At 63.9% G+C, this 20,978-nt stretch carries 18 protein-coding genes; 8 read left to right on the plus strand and 10 right to left on the minus strand.

Going from position 1 to position 20,978, the window contains the following annotated elements; genetic code table 11:
- From WCJ41_RS12915 to WCJ41_RS12930, 4 genes are all read left to right on the plus strand, one after another.
- A partial coding sequence (locus tag WCJ41_RS12915) for a glycosyltransferase (protein ID WP_336906238.1) occupies positions 1-590 on the plus strand: 590 nt, incomplete at its 5' end.
- 180 nt (positions 591-770) lie between these two features.
- The gene (locus tag WCJ41_RS12920) at positions 771-1,067 is read left to right on the plus strand and encodes an HU family DNA-binding protein (protein ID WP_336906239.1); all 297 of its coding nucleotides are present in this window, start codon (positions 771-773) and stop codon (positions 1,065-1,067) included.
- 152 nt (positions 1,068-1,219) lie between these two features.
- Positions 1,220-3,655, plus strand: coding sequence for an FAD-dependent oxidoreductase (locus WCJ41_RS12925; RefSeq protein ID WP_336906240.1), 2,436 nt, complete (start codon positions 1,220-1,222; stop codon positions 3,653-3,655).
- A 4-nt stretch (positions 3,656-3,659) separates the two neighbouring features.
- Positions 3,660-4,130: a YbaK/EbsC family protein gene (locus WCJ41_RS12930; protein WP_336906241.1), complete on the plus strand. Its 471-nt coding sequence runs from the start codon at positions 3,660-3,662 to the stop codon at positions 4,128-4,130.
- Positions 4,131-4,247: 117 nt separating this feature from the next.
- On the opposite strand, the gene WCJ41_RS12935 is transcribed toward WCJ41_RS12930, so the two are convergent.
- Positions 4,248-5,036, minus strand: a complete 789-nt coding sequence (locus WCJ41_RS12935) for a 2OG-Fe(II) oxygenase (protein WP_336906242.1) — start codon at positions 5,034-5,036, stop codon at positions 4,248-4,250.
- Between the two features lie 106 nt (positions 5,037-5,142).
- On the opposite strand from WCJ41_RS12935, the gene WCJ41_RS12940 reads away from it, so the two are divergent.
- Positions 5,143-6,033, plus strand: a complete 891-nt coding sequence (locus WCJ41_RS12940) for a LysR substrate-binding domain-containing protein (protein WP_336906243.1) — start codon at positions 5,143-5,145, stop codon at positions 6,031-6,033.
- On the opposite strand, the gene WCJ41_RS12945 is transcribed toward WCJ41_RS12940, so the two are convergent.
- The 6 genes from WCJ41_RS12945 to WCJ41_RS12970 are packed head-to-tail and all read right to left on the minus strand — an operon-like array spanning position 5,996 to position 13,023.
- Entirely contained in the window at positions 5,996-6,535 is a 540-nt protein-coding gene (locus tag WCJ41_RS12945; protein ID WP_336906244.1) for a sarcosine oxidase subunit gamma family protein, read from the minus strand. The genes WCJ41_RS12940 and WCJ41_RS12945 overlap by 38 nt on opposite strands.
- Entirely contained in the window at positions 6,528-9,482 is a 2,955-nt protein-coding gene (locus tag WCJ41_RS12950; protein ID WP_336906245.1) for a sarcosine oxidase subunit alpha family protein, read from the minus strand. The genes WCJ41_RS12945 and WCJ41_RS12950 overlap by 8 nt, the downstream gene beginning before the upstream one ends.
- Complete coding sequence (locus WCJ41_RS12955) at positions 9,479-9,724, minus strand: sarcosine oxidase subunit delta (protein WP_336906246.1); 246 nt, start codon at positions 9,722-9,724, stop codon at positions 9,479-9,481. Before WCJ41_RS12955 ends, WCJ41_RS12950 begins: the two co-directional genes overlap by 4 nt.
- Positions 9,721-10,980 (minus strand): sarcosine oxidase subunit beta family protein, encoded by a 1,260-nt coding sequence (locus WCJ41_RS12960; RefSeq protein WP_336906247.1) that lies wholly within the window; start codon positions 10,978-10,980, stop codon positions 9,721-9,723. Before WCJ41_RS12960 ends, WCJ41_RS12955 begins: the two co-directional genes overlap by 4 nt.
- 49 nt (positions 10,981-11,029) lie before the next feature.
- Complete coding sequence (locus WCJ41_RS12965) at positions 11,030-12,226, minus strand: multidrug effflux MFS transporter (RefSeq protein WP_336906248.1); 1,197 nt, start codon at positions 12,224-12,226, stop codon at positions 11,030-11,032.
- Positions 12,226-13,023 (minus strand): M55 family metallopeptidase, encoded by a 798-nt coding sequence (locus WCJ41_RS12970; protein ID WP_336906249.1) that lies wholly within the window; start codon positions 13,021-13,023, stop codon positions 12,226-12,228. Before WCJ41_RS12970 ends, WCJ41_RS12965 begins: the two co-directional genes overlap by 1 nt.
- A gap of 63 nt (positions 13,024-13,086) precedes the next feature.
- On the opposite strand from WCJ41_RS12970, the gene WCJ41_RS12975 reads away from it, so the two are divergent.
- Together WCJ41_RS12975 and WCJ41_RS12980 are read left to right on the plus strand one after the other, a co-directional pair.
- Positions 13,087-14,301 (plus strand): cytochrome P450, encoded by a 1,215-nt coding sequence (locus tag WCJ41_RS12975; RefSeq protein WP_336906250.1) that lies wholly within the window; start codon positions 13,087-13,089, stop codon positions 14,299-14,301.
- A gap of 101 nt (positions 14,302-14,402) precedes the next feature.
- Entirely contained in the window at positions 14,403-15,977 is a 1,575-nt protein-coding gene (locus tag WCJ41_RS12980) for a trimethylamine methyltransferase family protein (RefSeq protein ID WP_336906251.1), read from the plus strand.
- Between the two features lie 58 nt (positions 15,978-16,035).
- Here WCJ41_RS12980 and WCJ41_RS12985 read toward each other — a convergent pair whose 3' ends face one another.
- Both WCJ41_RS12985 and WCJ41_RS12990 read right to left on the minus strand, forming a co-directional pair.
- Positions 16,036-16,326 carry a HigA family addiction module antitoxin gene (locus WCJ41_RS12985; protein ID WP_336906252.1) on the minus strand — a complete coding sequence of 97 codons (291 nt, stop codon included), beginning with the start codon at positions 16,324-16,326 and terminating at the stop codon, positions 16,036-16,038.
- 162 nt (positions 16,327-16,488) lie between these two features.
- A complete protein-coding gene (locus tag WCJ41_RS12990) occupies positions 16,489-17,418 on the minus strand; it encodes a DMT family transporter (RefSeq protein ID WP_336906253.1) in 930 nt (309 codons plus the stop codon).
- 94 nt (positions 17,419-17,512) lie between these two features.
- Between WCJ41_RS12990 and WCJ41_RS12995 the strand changes: the two genes are divergently transcribed.
- A complete protein-coding gene (locus tag WCJ41_RS12995) occupies positions 17,513-18,967 on the plus strand; it encodes an amidase (protein WP_336906254.1) in 1,455 nt (484 codons plus the stop codon).
- Here WCJ41_RS12995 and WCJ41_RS13000 read toward each other — a convergent pair.
- On the minus strand, positions 18,961-20,976 hold the full coding sequence (locus tag WCJ41_RS13000) for a prolyl oligopeptidase family serine peptidase (protein WP_336906255.1): 2,016 nt from the start codon (positions 20,974-20,976) through the stop codon (positions 18,961-18,963). The genes WCJ41_RS12995 and WCJ41_RS13000 overlap by 7 nt on opposite strands.
- Positions 20,977-20,978 lie beyond the last annotated feature (2 nt).

Below are 20,978 nucleotides of genomic sequence, written 5' to 3' on the forward strand. Positions count from 1 at the left end.
TGCACCCCTCCATCACCGTGCTGGACAATCGTGAGCGGGGGCCTGTTCCCGCACGCAACATTGGGGTCGCCCAGGCCACCGGCGACTGCATCTGCTTTCTCGACGATGACGACTGGTTCACCGATACGTCCTATTTCGCCAGGGCCTCGGATGCCTTCGACCGCGGGGCTGACTTCTGCTTCTGCGACGGCGTGCTGCGCTTCGAGGACGGGCGGCCCGAAATGCCCTTCGCCTTCGAGGCTGATGGGCAGTCGCTGATGCGCGACAACACCATCCTGATCTCCGGCGTCATCTATCGCCGCGCGATGCATGCCGCACTCGGCCCCTTCGACGAGTCACTGCCATTCTACTGGGACTGGGACTGGTACCTGCGCGTCGCCCGCTCCGGGCACCCGCTCACCCACATCCGCATGCCCGTGGTGGCCATCCGCGTGCATGCGCAAAACATGTCGGGCGAATCGCTCGAACCACAGCGGCGCATCAATCTGGACAGGTTTTCCACAAAGCATGTGCTGCCGCCGATCCCCCTGAAGAACCATCTGGACATCGCAACGCAAGCGCCGGGCAAGCCGCCGCCGACCAAGACTTGATTGCTAACTTATTGTTATTGTTTTGTTTTTATTTTTGACGCGTCGACGACGTGATGCTGAGCCCCTATTCTCAAGGGTTTTTCAAGCACCCTCCCGAAAAAACCCCGGAAAATAAGAGTTTTCGCGAATCGAAAACGGGATTAACGCGGTTGCCAGCCAACCCCAATAAGGAGACACAACATGGCTACTGACGACAAGATCCAGACGATTGCCCTTTCGAAGATCGCGGCTGAACTCGCCGAGAAGCACGAGATGTCGAAGAAGGCCGCGGGCGAATTCCTCAGCGCCTTCGTCGAGCTGACCGTCAAGAACCTGAAGAAGGGCCACAAGGTGCGCGTCACCGGCCTCGGCATCTTCCAGGTCAAGAAGCGCCCCGCCCGCATGGGCCGCAACCCGGCCACCGGCGAAGCCATCAAGATCAAGGCCTCCAAGAAGCTGGCGTTCCGCGCCGCCAAGGAAGTCAAGGACGCCATCTAAGTCCTTCTCCTTTCTCTATCCTGAAGTGGCCCTGCCCATCGGCGGGGCCATTTCTTTTTGGATGAATTCTTTTCACCGCGACGTTGATTGCGGAGCCCCGTCCGGAGGGGCTAGAACACGCACCGAAACTCCCATTTCGCAAGGATATTTCCATGAAGACCCAGGCTCGTGTGGTGGTGATCGGCGGCGGCGTCGTCGGCTGTTCGGTGCTCTATCATCTCACCAAGGCAGGCCGGAAGGACGTGGTGCTGGTCGAGCGCGACATCCTCACCTCCGGCTCCACCTGGCATGCCGCGGGCGGTTTCCACACGCTGAACGGTGACCCGAACGTGGCCAAGCTTCAGGGCTATACGATCGCGCTCTACAACGAGCTTGAGAAGATCTCGGGCCAGGCCTGCGGCCTTCACCGCTCGGGCGGCCTCATCCTCGCCGACACGCATGAGCGCATGGAATGGCTGAAGATGGCCCATGCCCGCGCCCGCTACCTTGGCCTCGAGACCGAGATCATCTCCATGGCGGAAGCCAAGAAGATGCATCCGCTGCTGGAAGAGAAGTATTTCGTCGGCGCGATGATCGACGCCGCCGACGGCAACCTCGACCCCGAGGGCACCACGCATGCCTATGCCAAGTCCGCGCGCATCGGCGGGGCCGAGATCTACCAGGACACCAAGGTCGAGGAGCTGACGCACCGGCCTGACGGCACCTGGGACGTGATCACCAACAAGGGCAACATCCACGCCGAGCATGTCGTCAACTGCGGCGGCCTCTGGGCGCGCGAAGTGGGCCGCATGGTGGGGATCGAGCTTCCCGTGCTTGCCATGGAGCACATGTATCTCGTCACCGACGAAATGCCGGAGGTCGTTGCCTACAACAAGGAGCGCGGCCACGAGCTGCCGCATATCATCGACTTCAAGTCAGAGATCTACATGCGCCAGGAACGTTCCGGCATGGTGCTCGGCACCTATGAGCGCGCCTGCGTGCCGTGGAGCCCCAAGAACACGCCATGGGCCTTCGGCCGCGAGCTGCTGCAGCCCGACCTCGACCGGATCGCGCCGAACCTCGAGCTTGGCTACAAGCACTTCCCCGCACTCGCAGAGGCCGGCATCAAGCGCGTGATCAACGGGCCCTTCACCTTCACGCCGGACGGCAACCCGATCGTCGGCCCGGTGCAGGGCGTGCAGAACTTCTGGCTCGCCTGCGGCGTCATGGCGGGCTTCAGCCAGGGTGGCGGCGTGGGCCTCGCACTGTCGCAGTGGATGGTGAACGGCGACCCGGGCTTCGACGTCTGGGCCATGGACTGCGCCCGCTTCGGAGAATGGGCGACCCGCACCTACACCAACGAGAAGGTGCGCGAGAACTATTCCCGCCGCTTCTCGATCCGCTTCCCCAACGAGGAACTGCCCGCGGCACGCCCGCAGCAGACCACCGCACTCTATGACACGATGATCGCGCAGGGTGCCGTGATGGGCGATAGCTGGGGCCTCGAAACCCCGCTGTGGTTCGCGCCCAAGGGTGTCGAGCCCAAGGATGTCGTGTCCTTCCGCCGCTCCAACGACTTCAAGCATGTGAAGGCGGAGGTGCTGGCCACGCGCAACGGCGTGGGCGTCACCGAGATCGCCAATTTCGCCAAGTACCGCTTCTCTGGCCCGGGTGCTGAAGCCTTCCTGTCGCGCATGATGACCAACAAGATGCCGAAGACGGGCCGCCTCATCCTGACGCCGATGCTGAACCCCGCCGGCAAGCTGATCGGCGACTTCACCATCGCCAAGGCGGCGGATGACTGCTTCTACATGTGGGGTTCGTCCCAGGCGCAGAAGTATCACATGCGCTGGTTCGAGCAGCATTTGCCGAAGGACGGCTCGGTCCATATCCACCGCTATGACATGGGCCTCGTCGGCCTCTCCATCGCGGGGCCGAAGTCCCGCGAGGTGCTGCAGCAGCTGGTGGACGAGGACGTGTCCAACGCCGCCTTCAAGTTCATGGACCATCGTTCGATGGAAGTGGCGCATGTGCCCGCCCTCATCAACCGCGTCACCTATACCGGTGACTTGGGCTATGAAATCTGGGTGGCACCCGAGTATCAGCGCCGCCTCTACCAGGAGATCATGCGCGCGGGTGAGGCCCACGGCATCGTCAACTTCGGCATGCGCGCTCTGCTCTGCATGCGCCTCGAGAAAAACTTCCCCACCTGGTTCCGCGAGCTCCGCCCCATCTACGGCGGCTTCGAGGCCGGCATGGATCGCTTCATCGACTTGGGCAAGAATGACTTCATTGGCCGCGAGGCCGCGATGGAAGAAAAGCGAACCGGCGGCAAGCTTCGCCGCGTGTCCTTCATCGTCGATGCGGCGGATGCTGACGTGCTGGGCGACGAGCCGATTTGGGCTAAGGGCAAGGTGGTTGGCTGGGTCACGTCGGGTGGCTTCGCGCATTACGTCGACAGGTCGATGGCGCAGGGCTACGTGCCCGTCGAACTGGCGGGCGACACGTCGCCCGGCGCCTTCGAGATCGAGATCATCGGCGACAACCGCAAGGCCACCATCATCACCGAGCCGCCCTTCGACCCCGAAGGCAAGCGGATGAGGGGCTGACCCCATGCGGGCCTCGGCGCATCCGAACGCGCTGCGCGTCGCGGCTGCGCTGGGGCCCAACTTCACCGTGGTCGAGTTCGACGAGAGCACCCACACCGCGCAGGAGGCGGCCGACGCCATCGGCTGCAGCCTCGCCCAGATCGCCAAGTCGATCCTGTTCCGCAGCGCCAGCGGCAGGCCGGTGATGGTCATCGCTTCGGGCGTCAACCGCGTGGACGAGAAGAAGATCCGCACGCTGCTGGGCGAGAAGATCGAACGCGCGCAGCCTGACTTCGTGAAGGAGATGACGGGCTTCGAGGTGGGCGGCGTTCCGCCGGTCGCCCATGCGAGCCCTTGCGTGATCTATCTCGACGATGACCTCAAGGCCTACCCAACGGTGTGGGCGGCGGGCGGAACACCGAATGCAGTCTTCGAGATCGGCTTCACGCAACTGGCGGAGATGTCGGGGGCAACCGTCGCGGATGTGAAGAAGTAGTTCTCCTGCCCTTTAGCCTCATCATGCCCGGGCTTGACCCGGGCATCCTATACGCCGCGCCAGAAAAAGATGGCCGGGACAAGCCCGGCCATGATGAGTGGGGGACGTCAACCGCCCTCAGCTCATCCTGCCATAGAACCCCAGCTGGTCCTCGCGGCTGAACACCACGCCCGGCCTGTCGAAGTAGGAGAACACGGCGATCATGCGCTCGCGCGCGCCCTTTACCGTGCCCACCTTGTGGGCCGTGTTCTTGCCGCGGAAGACGTTGAGCGTTCCGGCCGTGAGGTTGAGTGACTTCACCAACGGGTCCTCGCCGCGCAGCAGGTGGGCGACACCGTCGTAGTTGGGGTTATCATCGCTGCGAAGATCCGTGCGGTAGATGAACTCGCCGCCCTGGTCCGGTGCCTGCAGCAGCAGCGTGGTGGTGAATTCGCTGCGGTCGAAGTGCCAGTTCAGCGCCTCGCCCTCGCGATAGGCCATCACGTTCACGCGTGCGAGATCGTCGCGCGCCGGGAACAGTGCGTCCTTGCCCATTGTGGCGGCGAGGAAAGTAACAAAGTGCGACCACTCATAGATCCACACCGGGATCGACTGCATGATCTGATCCGCGCAGACCGTGTGGTTCACCGTTTCGCAAAGGGCGAGTGCCGGATGGTCAGGCGCCAGACTGGGAATGTCCTTCTTGAAGTAGATGTTGTGGTTGCGGCGGTGGGTGAAGGAGAGCGTCTCCATCACCGGGCGGATCTCGGCAATTGCCTGCTGCAGGGCATCTGGCTTCACGAAGCCTTCGAGGTTGAACATGCCGTTCTGCGCCAGGTCGGCGCGGCAGTGCGCCACCAGCGCATGCCATTCCGGCGTGCCCGGCCTGTCCAGCGGATAGCGGTCAAGATCGAGAATGTGGCGCATGGCTGTCTCCGGACGTACCCAAGCCCCGAGGATCGCACAGGACCTGTTTGCGACAACGGGTCAAAATGTTAGTCTGGCTTGGATAATCTTATCCAGATGGGTCGGCATGCTGAAGCTTCCTCCTCTTAACGCATTGAAATATTTTGAAGCAGCCGCCCGCACCGGAAGCTATGTCACGGCCGCTGCCGAATTGAATGTGAGCCCAGCGGCCATCAGCCAGCAGGTGCGGAACCTTGAAACCTTCCTCAAGCGCAAGCTGTTCACCAGGCTCAACAACCGCATCGTGCTCACCGATGCCGGCCAGGCCATCCATGCAGGGATATCGCCAGCCCTCGAGGACATCGCGGCGCTGACACAGCGCGTGCTGGCAGGCAGCAGCCGCGCCAAGCTGGTGGTGAGCGTCATCCCGTCGCTTGCCGAATGCTGGTTCATGCCGGCGCTGGCCGAGTTCACGCAGGCAGGCGCCCTGCGCATCGACCTGCGCGTCGAGAATGACCCCGTGGATTTCGCTGGTGGCGAGATCGACCTGCGCATCGGCTATGCCAGTGCGCACTATCCGGGGCTCGCGAGCGTGTCGCTGTTCCGCGACGCGGTGCTGCCGCTGTGTGCGCCGAAGCTGGCCGCCGAGCTCTCTCTGGCCAATGCCGACGACAGCCTGTTCATCCACACGAGCTGGGGGCAGGACTTCGGCTCGCATCCCTCGTGGGATGAATGGCTCGCGTGCTTTTTGCCCTTCCGCCGCATCGACCCGGCAAAGGGCCACCGCGTCGGTTCATCACAGCTCGCCCTCGATTTCGCACGGCGCGGGCTGGGCATTGCGCTGGGCCAGCGGGCGCTGGCGCAGGAAGGGCTGGAGAACGGCACGCTGGTGGCTCTCGACCCACAGGCCCTGCCGCTCGGCCATGACTATTGCGCCTTCTACCCGCGCGCACGTGCGCGCAAGGCGGGGCTGCTGCCGCTTACCGACTATCTGCGAACACGCGCGCCGCATCGGTGACGGCATCCCACACATTCACGGCGAAGGTGCGCATCGCATAGATGTCGAAGCTGTTCTCTCCCGTGCAATGCACGGTGACGGGCGTGTGGTGAATGCCGGTGAGCGCCACAGCGCCGGGCGTGAACACCGACGGGTGGAGATCGACGGGAATCAGCCGTGCCAGAACCTCCCGCGCCGGAGCACCCTCAAGCGCGATGCGCGTGCGGCTGCTCGACAGCGGTGTTACCGCGCACTGGCCCTTGAGCCTGGACGGCACATCATCCGTCTCGGGTCCGACAATCCAGAACTGGGCCGGTCCAATGCGGAACAGCGTGTGCGCGCCATTTACCTCCGCCTGCTGCACCTTCTCCGGCAGCGTGCCGACGACGGCGGCGAGCCTTGCCCCGAAATCCGGTGAAAGACCTGCCACCTGCGTCAGCGTGAAGCCGGGGCGTTCGGCGATCCTGAGAACCGCGCTCACAAAGGGCTTCGCGCTTGCCAGTGCTGATCTGCGCTCAAGCATGCAGGCGGGCTCCTTCCTTGTCGATGAAGTGGGGCGACACGATCTTCAGCCGCGCCTGCTCGTTCTTGAGCGGGAAGGCAGCGATGATCTCCTCGCCCTCATGCTTCAGGCCACCGTCGAAGAGGCCGAGGGCGATGAACTTGTTGAGCTCCGTCGACCACGTCACCGAGGTGATGTAGCCACGCCCGTGGCCCTTGATCTCGTCCGTTGCCGCAAACAGGATCGAGCCACCGCGCAGCTTCTTGTCAGGCTCCATCAGCTCGAGGCCGACGAGGCTCCAGCGTTCGGGCCGCTGGCAATCCTCGCGAAAGCGCAGCGCCTTGCCGACATAGTCCTTTTCCTTGCCGGCCATCTTGCCGAGGCCCAAGTCATCGAGCGTGTTGCGGTGGTCAAGCTCGAGGCCAGCCACATGACCCTTCTCGATACGCAGGCTGGCCAGGGCTTCCAGGCCATAGGGCTTGATGCCGGTCGAGCCTGCGGCCTTCAGGATATGCTCCCACAGGCTGATGGCATAATCCGCCGCGACATGGACCTCGTAGGCGAGTTCGCCCGAGAAGGACATGCGCAGCAGGCGCACGGTGACGCCCTCGAACACGATGTCCTTGCAGCCCATGTAGGGCAGTGCCGCATCAGAAAGGTCAGCCTCCGGGAAGGCCAGCTGCAACGCTTCGCGTGCCTTGGGCCCCGAAACGGCCATGCCCGCCCACTCGTCGGTGAGCGAGGCCACCTGCACGTTCAGCTCCGGCCAGTGCATCTGCAGCAGGTATTCAAGCCAGCTCATCACCTCGCCCGCCTGCGCGGTGGTGGTGGTCATGTAGAACTGGTTCTCGGTGATGCGCGCCGTGGTGCCGTCATCCAGCACGATGCCGTCGTCGTTCAGCATCACGCCATAGCGCACCTTGCCAACAGGCAGCTTGGCGAAGCCATTGACATAGACGCGGTTCAACAACTCCGCCGAGTCCGACCCCTGGATGTCGATCTTGCCGAGCGTCGAGACGTCGGCGAGGCCCACGCCACGGCGGACGAGCTCCATTTCCTTGACGTAGGCCGTCTCGGGCGAATTGCCGGCCCAGGCATAGTACCAGGCACGCTTCCACAGGCCTGCATCGATGAAGATGCCGCCGTTCTTCACGTGCCAGTCATTGAGCGGCGACAGGCGCACCGGGCGGAAATGTGCGCCCACCGTGCGGCCCGCGATGGCGCCCATGGTGAGTGGCGCGTAAGGCGGCCGGAAGGTGGTGGTGCCTGCTTCCGGAATGGTGATGCCGCGATATTCGGCCATCAATGCAAGCGCATTGATGTTGGAGGTCTTGCCCTGGTCGGTGCCCATGCCGAGCGTCGTATAGCGCTTCAGGTGCTCCACCGAGCGATAGCCTTCCTGGTGCGCGATCTTCACGTCCTTGATGGTCACGTCACTCTGGAAATCGACGAAGGCCTTGCCCTTGGCGCTGTAGGCGGGCGTCCATGTGGGCAGGATGGCATAGGTGCGGTCCGTCGCATGTTCCGGCGCATAGACGGGACGCGTCTTGCCGAAGCCAGCCGAGGACGCAGCGGAGGCGCCGGCATTGGCGCCTTCCGCGACGGCCGCCGAGAGACCGAAGGTTCCCATCATGGCGCCGGCGCCGAAATGCGTGGGCGCGAAGCCGCCGGGCACGAAGCCAGCCACTGCTTCGTCATATTTCGGCTTGATGCCGCCATGAGAGGAAACATGGACAACCGGCGACCAGCCCCCGGCCATGCCGACGACATCGCACTCGATGGTGACGGCATGCGCGCCGCCCAGCTTCACGCGCTTCACACCCTTGGAGCCTTCGACATCGAAGATGCCGCTGCCCGGGAAGATGGCGATGCCCTTGGCTCCGGCGCGCGACAGGATGTCAGCCGAGACGGCGGCGCGATGGTCCGCCACCGTAACGGCGACGCCCGCGTCCGCGAGGTCGAGCGCAGCCTGATAGGCCGTATCATTGTTGGCGACGATCACCGCGCGCTTGTCGGGCGCCACCGCGAAGCGGTTGGCATAGCTGCGAAGTGCTGAGGCCAGCATCACGCCCGGCCTGTCATTGTTGGAGAAGACCAGCGGCCGCTCGATGGCGCCGGTGGCCATGACGATGGTTTTCGCGCGAAGCTGCGTCAGCAGCATGCGCGCCTCGCCCTTCCGCGCATCGGGGCGGAGGTGGCTGCGGTTTTCCACGAGAATAGCGAGGTTGCCGTCATAGAGGCCCTGCACGGTGGTGCGGGTGAAGGCCTCGACGTTGGCAAGGCCCTTCAATTCGTCCACGCAAGCGATGCGCCAGGCCTCATGCTCGGCATCATTGCCGGACAGCAGCGAACCGCCGAAGTCCGAATCCTGCTCGGCCAGCACCACGCGGGCGCCACTGCGGCCTGCCGTCAATGCAGCGGCAAGGCCCGCGGGGCCCGAGCCGATGACCAGCACGTCGCAGAAGGCGAAGAGCATGTCATAGCGGCCAGGGTCGGGAAGGTCGGTCGCCTTGCCCAGGCCCGCCGCCTTGCGGATGAAAGGCTCGTAGAACATCCATGAACCCTTCGAGGGCCCCATGAAGGTCTTGTAGTAGAAGCCCGACTGGAACAGGGGCGACAGAATCGAATTCACCGCCATGAGGTCGAAGTCGGCTGAGGGCCAGGCATTCTGCGTCTTGGCCACGAGACCGTCGACGAGGTCCACCATGGTGGCCGCGACATTGGGCTCGGTCGTGGCACCCTCGCCCAGCGTGAACAGGCCGTTCGGCTCCTCGATCCCTGCGGCGACGAGGCCGCGCGGGCGATGATACTTGAAGCTGCGGCCCACCAGCACCTTGTCATTGGCGAGCAGGGCCGAGGCCAGCGTGTCGCCTGCGAAGCCCGACAGGTCTTTGCCATCGAAACGGGCGGAAACCGGCTTGGCGCGGTCGATGCGACCACCCTTGGGAAGCCTGCGGAAAGTCGTCATGACACCACCCCGCCGATCTCGTTGGTGGCGGTGTTGCGGGCAAGCGTGAACCAGCGGCGGCAGCCCAGCACATGCTGCCAGTATTCCGTGTGCGGACCTTTCGGGTTCTCGAACAGGAAGACATAGTCATGCCAGGTCTGGAGGTCGCCCGTTCCATGAGCGGGGCGCTCTTTCGAGGCATCGCCGCCATAGCGGAATTCGGAGACGTCGCGGTCGCCGCAATGTGGGCAGGGGAGCATCATTGCTTGTAGGTCCAGTTGCCGAGGCCGAACTCGTCAAGCTCTTTGCCCTTTTCGAAACGGTCGAGGGCGAAGTCGCGAACGAGCTCATGTTCCTGGTCATGGGCGATGGTGTGGGAATAGGTCCAGCCCGAGGCGGGCGTTGCCTTGAAGCCCTGGTAGCACCAGCCGCCGTTGAGATAGAGGTTCCTCACCGGCGTGCGGCTGATGAAGGGGCTGCCGTCGGGCGTCATGTCCTGGATGCCGCCCCAGTGGCGCAGCATGCGCAGGCGCGAGATGAAGGGCATGAGCGAGACAGCACATTCCGCCACCGTCTGGATGCGATTGAACTGGCCGCGCTGGGTATAGGTGTTGAAGCCGTCGATGTGGCCACCGAAGACGAGGCCACCCTTGTCCGACTGCGACAGGTAGAACAGCTCCGCGCCCCAGGAGATGACGTTATCGACGATGGGCTTGATCGGCTCCGTCACGAAGGCCTGCAGGATGTGGCTTTCGACGGGCAGCTCGAGGCCCGCCATCTTGGCGACATGGGACGTGTGGCCCGCAACCGCGATGCCCACCTTTCCGGCGTTGATGCGGCCGCGCGAGGTTTCAACACCAGAGCACTTGCCGTCCTCGATGACGAAGCCCGTCACCTCGCAATTCTCGATGATGTGCACGCCAAGTGCCGAGGCGGCGCGGGCATAGCCCCAGACTACGGCATCATGGCGCACGGTGCCGGCGCGCGGCTGCATGATGGCGCCATGGATCGGCCAGCGCGCATCCCTGGACCAGTCGAGATAGGGCAGCAGCTTGCGCACCTCGCCCGCATCCAGCAGCTCGGCGTCGATGCCGTTGAGCCGCATGGTGTTGCCGCGGCGCGCGAAGACATCCATCTGCACCGGGTTCACCGCCAGCACGATCTGGCCGCGCTGCGACACCATGCAGTTGAAGTTCAGCTCGTGGGAGAGCCCCTCCCACAGCTTCAGCGAATGCTCGAAGAAGGCGGTGTTGCCGCCGATCATGTAGTTGGAGCGGATCAGCGTGGTGTTGCGGCCCACGTTGCCGGAGCCGATATAGCTCTTCTCGATCACCGCCACATTGGTGATGCCGTGGTTCTTGGCGAGGTAATAGGCGGTGGCAAGCCCATGACCGCCGCCGCCGACGATCACCACGTCATAGGAGGATTTGGGTTCGGGTGACTCCCACGCCTTCGGCCACGGCATATCCGGGTCGAGGGCGTGGCGCGCGAGGGCTAAGGCTGAATAATGCTTGGACACGGGGGCGTTGGTATCAGACTTGGGCGCCCTTCGGCAAGGTGCAGAAACCTCACGTCCTGCGGCGTTCTGCCCATTCGGTGACAAGGAAGGTGACCAGGCCCAGCCCGGCGAAACCGCCCACCAGCGGGATCACCGTGCCATTGTACAGCTGCCCGATGTATCCCCCCGTGACGATGGCGATCAGGGATGACAGCGAACCGATGATCGCCGCCGCCATGCCGGCGATGCGGCCCATCGGTTCCATGGCGATGGCGTTGAAGTTGCCGAACAGCAGGCCAGAGCAGAAGAAGCTGAGAAACAGGTAGCCCGCAATGAACCACAGGGGCGGCAGGCCGTGGGCCAGCAGGCTCACCACAAGTGCCATGGCCGCCAGCACCAGGAAGCCGCGCAACGCATATTTCGACAGCCGCCGCATCCCTAGGCGCATGACAAGCCGGGCGTTGACCATCATGGCAATGGCCATGCCGCCCGCGAAAAAGGCGAACCACAGCGCGAAGTAGGCGCCCTGCCCGTAAAGCTCGGCAAACACCTGCTGCGAGGTGCCGAGATAGACGATGAAGGCACCGAAGATCGTGCCCGCGGCCACCGTATAGCCCATGGCGATGGGGTTCCTCAGGACTTCCCACGCGGCGGAAATGAGGGAGCCGACGGCAAGCGGCGTGCGCCTGTCGGGAGGCAGCGTCTCGGCCTGTCGGAACCATAGCCACAGACCGGCGATGACGCCAACGGCGAGGAATCCGACGAAGATCATGCGCCAGTCGGCAAACAGCAGCACCAGCGTGCCAATGGAGGGCGCCAGCATGGGCACCAGCATGAACACCATCATCACGAAGGACATGACGCGCGCCATGGCGGCACCGGCCTGCCCATCGCGTACCATGGCGATCGACACGATGCGCGGGGCGGAGGCGCCGAAACCCTGGATGGCACGGCCAATCAGGATCATCGGGAAGTTCACCGAGAACAGGCAGATCAGCGAGCCCAGCGCATAGAAGGTGAGGCCGATGACGATGGTGGGCTTGCGGCCCAGCGCATCCGACCACGGGCCATAGATCAGCGTGCCCAGCGTCAAGCCGCCGAAGAAGGTGGTGATGATGAACTGCCGGCTGTTGGGGTCCGCCGCACCCAGCTCATGCGCGATGGTGCCGATGGCCGGCAACATGGTGTCGATCGACATCGCCACCATGGCGTTGAGCAGCGCCACCAGCAGGATGAATTCGACCGAGAGTTTTGCCGTATCCCGCATCAGGTCACGTAGTTCAACATGCGCAGCACGTCGAAATAGTGGTTGGTCTCGAAACGGACGGTGCGGTTTCCGACATGTTCCATGCCGGGGTACCACTGGTGGCGTGCCGCCAGCACCGGGTTGGAATAGGTGATCTCGACGATCACATGCTCCGGCACCTCGAGCAGCGACTCCTTGAGGTTGCCGCGCAATGCTGCGGCGGCCCCCTCGCGGATCGCCTTCGTGGCGGCGGCCGGCGTCATCGAAATTGTCGACTGGCCACGGCCTTCCTTCACTGCGCAGCGCCCCACGTGTGGGTTCACCTCTTCGATTTCCATCATGAGCCCCAAGTCACCGCTGACGAAAACCGTCGGCACGCCGAGCATGGAGGAGGCCAGTGAATGGATCAGGTATTCGGACGCACGCCTGCCGTTGATGCGGATTTCTGCGGCATCGTGAGACAGGGTGTGGGCGAGGCTGTTTTCCTCGGATCCGGCGGAGGAATGGTAGCCGATCATCATCACCGCATCGAAGGTCTCGTCGAGGTCCTGCACCATGCACAGGGGATGGCCAGCCCAGGCCCGGATGAGGCGCACATCAGCGGGCAGCATGGAGGCGATGATATTGCGGCCGGAGGAATGCGCATCCTTCACCAGGATTTCAGTCGCCCCGGCGATCTGGGCGCCCTCGATGGCGGCAACCGCCTCGCGCGTCATCTGCTCGCGGAATTCCTGCCAGTCGGCATGGTTCTTCTCTGCCTCGTCCCAATGGGTGATGCCGGCGCAGCCTTCGATGTCGACGCTGATGTAAACCTTCATGATGACCCTCTAAACCTGCTGCTTCATAGCCGGACTTGCGCCAATAGGCGACTTCGCAGGAAGATGCCAGCCATGCGCATCGATAAGGTTCGACGTTCCGTCTTTCTCGATCCGGTGGACCCGGGTTTCTACAACGATCCCTACCCCGCCTATCACGCGATCCGGGCGGAAGTGCCGGTGTTCAAATGGGAACACTATGGCATCTGGTGCTTTTCACGCTTCGAGGACGTGAACGCGTTGCTGCGCGACCGGCGCTTCGGGCGGCAAATCCTCCACGTTGCAAGCCGCGAGGAACTGGGCTGGCCCGAAACGCCATCGCACCTCAGGCCCTTCTACCAATTCGAATCACATTCCCTGCTGGAACTCGAGCCGCCGGTGCACACAAGGCTCAGGAGCCTCGTCAACCGCTCGTTCCTGTCGCGCCAGGTGGAGCGGCTGCGGCCCGCCATCACGAGTCTGACCAATGGCCTGATCGACCGCTTTGAGGGCAAGGGCGAGGCGGAACTGCTCAGGGAGTTCGCAACGCCGATCCCGGTGATCGTCATCTGCGATCTGCTGGGGATTCCCACCGACATGGCGCAACAGCTGCTCGCCTGGTCACATGACATGGTGGCGATGTACCAGGCGCGCCGCGATCGTGGGATCGAGGACAATGCGGTGAAGGCCACCGTGGAATTCTCGACCTTCATGCGCGACGACATCGGCAGGCGGCGCAAGGCGCCAAAGCACGATCTCTTGTCCGAACTCATCAAGGCTGAGGAACAGGGTGCCAAGCTGACGGAGGATGAACTCGTCACCACCGCCATCCTGCTCCTCAATGCCGGACATGAGGCAACGGTCCACGCGCTCGGCAACGGCATCAAGTGCCTGCTTGAGCAGAATATCCGAAGCGGCATCGACGAGGCCTGCATCGAGGAGACGCTGCGCTTCGACCCGCCGCTCCACCTGTTCACCCGCTATGCGCTGGAAGACCTCGCGTATGCGGGCATCGGGCTGAGGAAGGGCGAGAGCGTGGGACTGATGCTCGGGGCGGCCAACCGGGACCCGGCGCGGTTCCCGGAGCCTGACCGCTTCATTCCCACTCGCGACCCCAACCCGCAGGTTGCCTTCGGCGCCGGCATCCACTTCTGCATCGGTGCCCCGCTGGCCCGGCTGGAAATGGCAATCGCCATGCCCCTGCTGTTCCAGCGGCTGCCCAAACTCGCCCTTGCGGAACACCCAAGCTACCGCAATGCCTATCATTTCCATGGCCTGGAGAGCCTGAGGGTGTCGTTCTGAGGCGTCGTTTCTTAGCCTTTCCCTGACGTTTCCTCTCACGCCGCCGGGGCCAGTTCAGCGTAAACCACACCTCACGTGAAAACTTCTCAACAGGCGCTTCCATGACCGACGTCCAGCCCGCTCCCTCTACCGGCCGCCGCGCCCGCGGTGGTGCCGATGCCCGCCGCGCCGCCCGCACCTCGACCACCGTCAAGCACTCGGGCTTCATCCGCCGCGCCATCAGGCCCTATGAGCCGTTCACCGACGAACAGCTGGAGCTGATCGAGGCCAATGCCGAGACGGTTCTGCAGGAATTGGGCATCGACTTCTACGAGGATGAAGAAGCCGTCCGCATGTGGAAAGACGCGGGCGCCGATGTGAAGCCCTCCGCCATTGACCCCAAGCGCTTCCGCGTCCGCTTCCCCAAGGGCCTTGTCCGCTCGCTCATCAAGACGGCGCCGCGCGAATACGTGCAGCACGCGAGGAACCCCGCCAACAACGTGACGATCGGCGGCAACAGCACGGTGTTCGCACCCGTCTATGGCCCGCCCTTCATCCGCAACCTCGACGAGGGGCGCCGTTACGCCACCATCGAGGACTTCCGCAACTTCGCCAAGCTCGTCTACATGCTGCCTAGCCTCCACCATGCCGGCGGCACGCTGTGCGAGCCCGTGGACATTCCGGTGGCCAAGCGCCACCTCGACATGATTTACACCCACATCAAGTATTCCGATAAGCCGTTCATGGCTTCGGTGACGGCGGGTGAACGCTCGGCCGACTCGGTCGCCATGGCGGAAATGGTCTTCGGCAAGGACTTCGTCGACCAGAACTGCGTTATGACGTCGCTCATCAATGCCAACTCGCCCATGGTGTGGGACGGCGTCATGCTCGGCGCCCTCAAGGTTCTCGCCCGCGCCAACCAGGCCTGCGTGATCTCGCCCTTCATCGTGGCCGGCGCCATGTCGCCCGTGACGACCGTCGGTACGCTCACCCAGATCCTCGCGGAAGCTTCTGTCGGCATCGCGTTTACCCAGCTGTGCCGCCCCGGTGTGCCGGTGGTGTTCGGCACCTTCGCGGCCTCCATGTCCATGCAGTCCGGTGCGCCGACCTTCGGTTCGCCCGAACCCGCCATGGTCACCTTCGGTGCGGCCCAGCTCGCCCGCCGCATGGGCGTTCCCTTCCGCTCCGGCGGCAGCCTTTGCGGCTCGAAGCTGCCTGATGCGCAGGCCGCCTATGAAAGCGCCAGCACCATGTGGTCGACGCTGCTCTCGGGCGTCAACTTCTGCCTCCATGCCGCAGGCTGGCTCGAAGGCGGCCTCGCCTCGGGCTATGAAAAGCTGATCATGGATGCCGACCAGCTGACCATGTACCAGAAGTTCGCCGAGGGCGTGGATTTCAGCGAAAATGGCCAGGCAATGGACGCCATCCGGGAAGTAGGCCCCGGCTCGCATTATCTCGGCTGCGCCCACACCCAGGCCAATTTCGAAACGGCCTTCTGGCGCTCTTCGCTCGCCGACAACAATTCCTTCGAGCAGTGGCGCGACGAAGGCGGCAAGGACATCGTCGTCCGCGCCAACGAGCGCTGGAAGCAGATGCTGCGCGACTATGAAGCGCCGCCGCTGGATCAGGGCATCGACGACCAGCTCGTGGAATTCATGGCCAAGCGCAAGGAAGTGCTGCCGGACAACGTGAGCTGATCGCGAAGAGTTTCCTCCCAAACTCGATGGCCGGGCCTCAGTGCCCGGCCTTTTCTTTTCAGGCCGCAGCGAGCGGCTTGATGTCGGAAACGTCGATCGTTTCCCGCGCGCGTGCGAGATCCCAAGCGCGCTGCAGGTTCATCCAGTATTCCGGTGTCGTTCCGAACAGCTTGGCGAGGCGCATGGCTGTGTCCGCGGAGAGGGCCGTATCGCCCTTGACGAGGCGCTCGATCCGGGTGCGCGGCACGTGGATGCGCTTGGCGAGCGCGATGGCACTCAGGCCCAGAGGCACGAGGTAGAGCTCCTCCAGAACTTCACCGGGATGAGATGGATTCACGAGCAAGGACATGACCGATTTATCCCAGATTTAAGTTTCCCAGTTGGACGTCGATTGAAGCCATCATTGCTCATCTCCAAGTTGCTGTGACCCCAGCGAAAGCTGGGGCCCAGCTTTCCAGGCGGCACACTCCGAAAGAAAGCTGGGTTCCGGCTTTCGCCGGAATGACGGTCGTCAGGGTGTGCTTGACGAGGACGGCTTCCTGATCTCGCGCCAGGTGTGATAGCCCACGCCGCCCACCACCAGTGCCGTGCCCAAGGCATGTGACCAGGTGAAGGCTTCGCCCAGCAGCACCACGGCGAAATAGATGGTGAGCAGCGGCGATATGTTGGAGATCATCGCCGTCGAGGTGTTGCCAATCTTCGCCATGCCGGCATTGACGAAGAAGGACGGGATGACCGTGGCCAGCAGCCCCGTTCCCGCCGCCAGCATGAAGTAGTGCCAGGACATCGACGTATCGAGATGGCCGCGCACGATGAAGACATGAAGGAGCGTCGTCACCGCCGCCGCCGACAATGCGACCGAAGTGAACAGCGTCGCCCCCATCTCGCTGATATAGCGCTTGGCCATCAGCTGGTAGATGGCGAAGGCAACTGCCGAGCCGAGCACAAGCGCCGTGCCAAGCGTGACGTTCGAGCCGCCCGCCGAAAAATCGGTGAGGAAGACGGTGGCGAGCCCGAGGTAGGAGATGAAGGCGGCAATGAGACTGGTTCGCGTCAGCCGCATGCCGAAGAAGGCGGCGCCGATGAAGATGAGGAAGATCGGATAGGTGAACAGCGCCAGCCGCTCCAGCTGGGCGCTCACATAGAGCAGCCCGCCGAAATCGAGGATCATGGCGAGGTAATAGCCGATGAGGCCGATCCCAATGGCCCCCAGAACGGCACCCCGGCGCGGCATGGGCTTTCCCTCCGTCTTGCGCCGGGCGATTGCGATTGCCCCCACAACAACGAACACCGGCAGCGCGAAAACCATGCGCCAGGCGAGGATGAGCAGCGCGTCGTAGCGCTCCATGTAGGCGAGCTTGATGAAGATGGCCTTGGAGGCAAACAGCGCCGAGCCCGCAGCAACGAGCAGATAACCGATGATGAGGGCGCGGCGGTCCATCCCCGCTCTCTATACCGTGCAGACCTGCCCGTCAGCTTAGGCGATTGCAGTTCTGGCATGCGGAGTTAGGCTGGCGTGGAGACAGGAGTTTTCCATGGCCCTTCCCTTGCACTTCCGCTCCGCCACCGAACTCGCGCGCCTGCTGCGGGCGCGGAAGGTGACTGCCTCCGCCCTGCTGGAGGACTGCCTCGGCCAATACAAGGCCCACAACAAGGCGCTGAACGCCGTGGTGGTGACGGACATTCCCCGGGCCAAGAAGGCAGCGGCCGCGGCGGACCGGCGGCTGAGGGCCGGCAAGCCAAAAGGCCCCTTCGACGGCGTGCCGATGACCGCCAAGGAAAGCTTCGACATGGCAGGCCTCCCCTCCACCTGGGGCGACCCGCGATTCAAGGACAACATTGCCGCGACCGATGCGGTGGCCATGCAGCGGCTCGAGGATGCGGGCGCCGTCGTCTATGGCAAGACAAACGTGCCCTTGATGCTGGCGGACTGGCAGAGCTACAACGCCATCTACGGCGCCACCAACAACCCATGGGACTTGAACCGTTCGCCCGGCGGCTCGTCCGGCGGCTCCGCGGTGGCGCTCGCCACCGGCATGTCGGCGCTGGAGATCGGCTCCGACATCGGCGCCTCGATCCGCAACCCCGCGCATTACTGCGGCGTCTATGGCCACAAACCCACCTGGGGCGTGGTGCCCTACCAAGGCCACCTGCTGCCGGGCGTCGTCCAGCCGGGCGACATCACCGTGGCAGGACCGCTCGCCCGCTCGGCACGCGATCTCGCAAGCATGATGAAGATCATCTCAGGCCCCGTCGGACCCGAGGCGCGCGGCTATGCTCTCACGTTGCCACCAGCAAAGCAGAAGACGCTGAAAGAATTCCGCGTCGCGGTGATGTTCACCGACGAACAGTCGGAAGTGGACCTCACCGTGCAGGACCTTCTGGGCAAGCTCACCCAGTTCCTCGGCAAGCGGGTGAGGAAGCTGTCCACCACGGCGCGCCCCGCCTTCACCACGAAGGAGGCGATGGACGTCTATATCGCGCTGCTGCGCTCAGCCACCAGCCGCCGCCAGTCCGACAAGGAGTTCGCCGCCAATTCCGCCAAGGTTGCCGCATCGGACCCGAAGGACGACAGCTACCTCACCAAGATGCTGCGCGCCTACGTCCTGCCGCACCGCGACTGGCTGAAATACAACGAACGCCGCCACCAGATGCGGCTGCTGTGGGAGCAGTTCTTCGACGACTGGGACGTGATGATCTGCCCCGCCGCAGCGTCGGCCGCCTTCCCGCATGATCATGTTGGCGAGCGCCACGAACGCAAGATCTCGGTGAATGGCAAGCGCGTGGCCACGACAGACCAGCTGTTCTGGGCGGGCTATTCCGGCTGCTTCCTGCTGCCCTCGACGATTGCCCCGATGGGCCTCACGCCGCAAGGCCTGCCTGCCGGCGTGCAGATCATCACCCGGCAATATGGTGACTATATCTCGATCCGCTTCGCCGAATTGCTGGAGACGGAATTCGGCGGCTTTGTTCCGCCGCCAGGTTACTGATCCAGTTTCAAAGCGTGGCGCAGGAAGGCGAAGCCTAGCGCCATCTCGCGCGCCGTCTCAAAACTCGCCCCGCCTCCGCCATGGCCGCCGCGGTGCTCCATGAAGAAGAGCTTATGCCCGGCTGCCAGCAGTGCGGCGGCGAAGCGGCGCGAATGCGATGGGTCCACGCGGTCGTCACGGTGATGGGTGTCGATAAGCGCCGCCGGCAGGGGCCTGTCCGGGATGTTGTGGATGGGAGAATAGGCCCGCAACCAGTGGCGTGCTTCAGGGTCATCCGGATCGCCATATTCGTCGATCCATGCGCGGCCGGCGGGAAAGCGGGTGAAGTTCAGCATGTCATGAACGCCGACGTTCGCCCAAACCGCGCCAAAGCGTTCGGGATAGCGCGTCAGCATCACGCCGCAGAGCAACCCTCCGTTCGAGCTGCCATGGCAGGCGACGCGGTCGGGCGTGGAGATGCCGCGGGCGACGATGTCTGCTGCGACGGCGGCGAAGTCGGCGTAGCAGAGGTGACGGCCTGCACCCTTCGCCTGTTCATGCCAGCCAGGCACGAATTCGCCGCCGCCGCGGATATGCGCTTCGACATAGGCTCCACCCCGTTCAATCCAGCCCTTTCCAATGAGTGCGCGGTAGCCGGGGTCGATGCTGATGCCGAAGCCGCCATAGCCATAGAGCAGCACCGGAAGATCGCCCCGTCCCGCGTGCCCCTTCGGCAGCACGACGTGATACGGGATCTCCACACCGTCGTCGCTCCGCGCCGACCAAGAGGCGACCTGGCACCCCGACGCATCGAAATGCGCGGGACTGGCGAGAAGCGGGCGGAAGGTGATGCCTTCGACACCCTTTGACAGGTCGAACAGCCAGCATTGCACAGCAGCAAGATAGCCCATGGCGGTGAGCACCAGCGTGCCATCGCTGAGGTCCGGTTGGGTATCGAAGGGAAGGACCCAGATCGTCTCTGCGACAACAGGTGGAATGATTTCCTGCGGCGAAGAATCCGCCCGTCGCATATCGAGCGCCATAATGTGGGGCGCGAGGCCGCGCATTTCAGTCCACACCAGCCAGTCGCCAGCAAAAAACAGGTCCGCCGTCCTCACGGCGTCACCGGCGCGGGGCGTGAAGAGGATCCGCTCGTCGCTGCCATCATGGCGGCAGATCACCAGCGAGCCGGACGGATGCGCGCCCTCCTCGCTCGCCACCCAGGCGCAAAAGGCATGATTGAACCTTGGGATCGTGTCTGGAGGATTGGGCAGCACCACGGGCGCATGATCGGCCCGCAGCAGCGTGACGCGCGCCTTGCCAATGGCTGTCTCCTCTTGGTGAATCGTAAATACCTCCTGCCCGCCGAGCCGGCTGACCCAGCCTGTCAACTCCAGGTTTTCACCGTCGGTGCGCACGAGCTGCGCTGCATCCTCCCGCTCGCGGCCGCGCTCGAGCCGCCGGAGCGCCCCTGGCCAACCGGACCGTGTCGCATCGCCCGGCGCGGCTGATGCGAGCAGCAGGCTGTCCGGTCCCTCCCAGTGCGCAGAACTCCGGTCCGGCCCAAAGTCGAAGCCGCCGCGCACGAAGCTGCATCCTTCCAGATCAAACTCCATGCTGCGCATCATGTCGGAGCCATCCTCGGACAGCTGGATGAGTACCTGTGAAGCGTTGAACGGATTGGTTTGCGAGCCGCGCCAATCCCACAGCCTTCCGGTCTCGGTGCAAAACGCATCGAGGTCGAAAACCGTCTCCCAAGGCGCATCGGGTGTGATGGGTGCGTTGTCTGGTACGCGAAGCCAGCGCCCGCGGGGGTGCTCCGCCGTCTGGCGGAACGTGTAGATGAAGTTTCCCCGCCGTGCGAGGCCTGGAATGTCATCGGGCGCTTCGAGGATGCTGCGCAGTGCCTCCTCATCGGCAGCGCGCGCCGCGCCACTGAAACAAGCCTCGGTGCGGGCATTTTCACGCGCCACGAAATCGGCAATGGCCTGCGCGTCAGTCTCCAACTCGAGAAAGAGGAAATCATCCATAA

This window comes from Aestuariivirga sp., assembly GCF_037139295.1.
Taxonomy (GTDB): domain Bacteria; phylum Pseudomonadota; class Alphaproteobacteria; order Rhizobiales; family Aestuariivirgaceae; genus Aestuariivirga.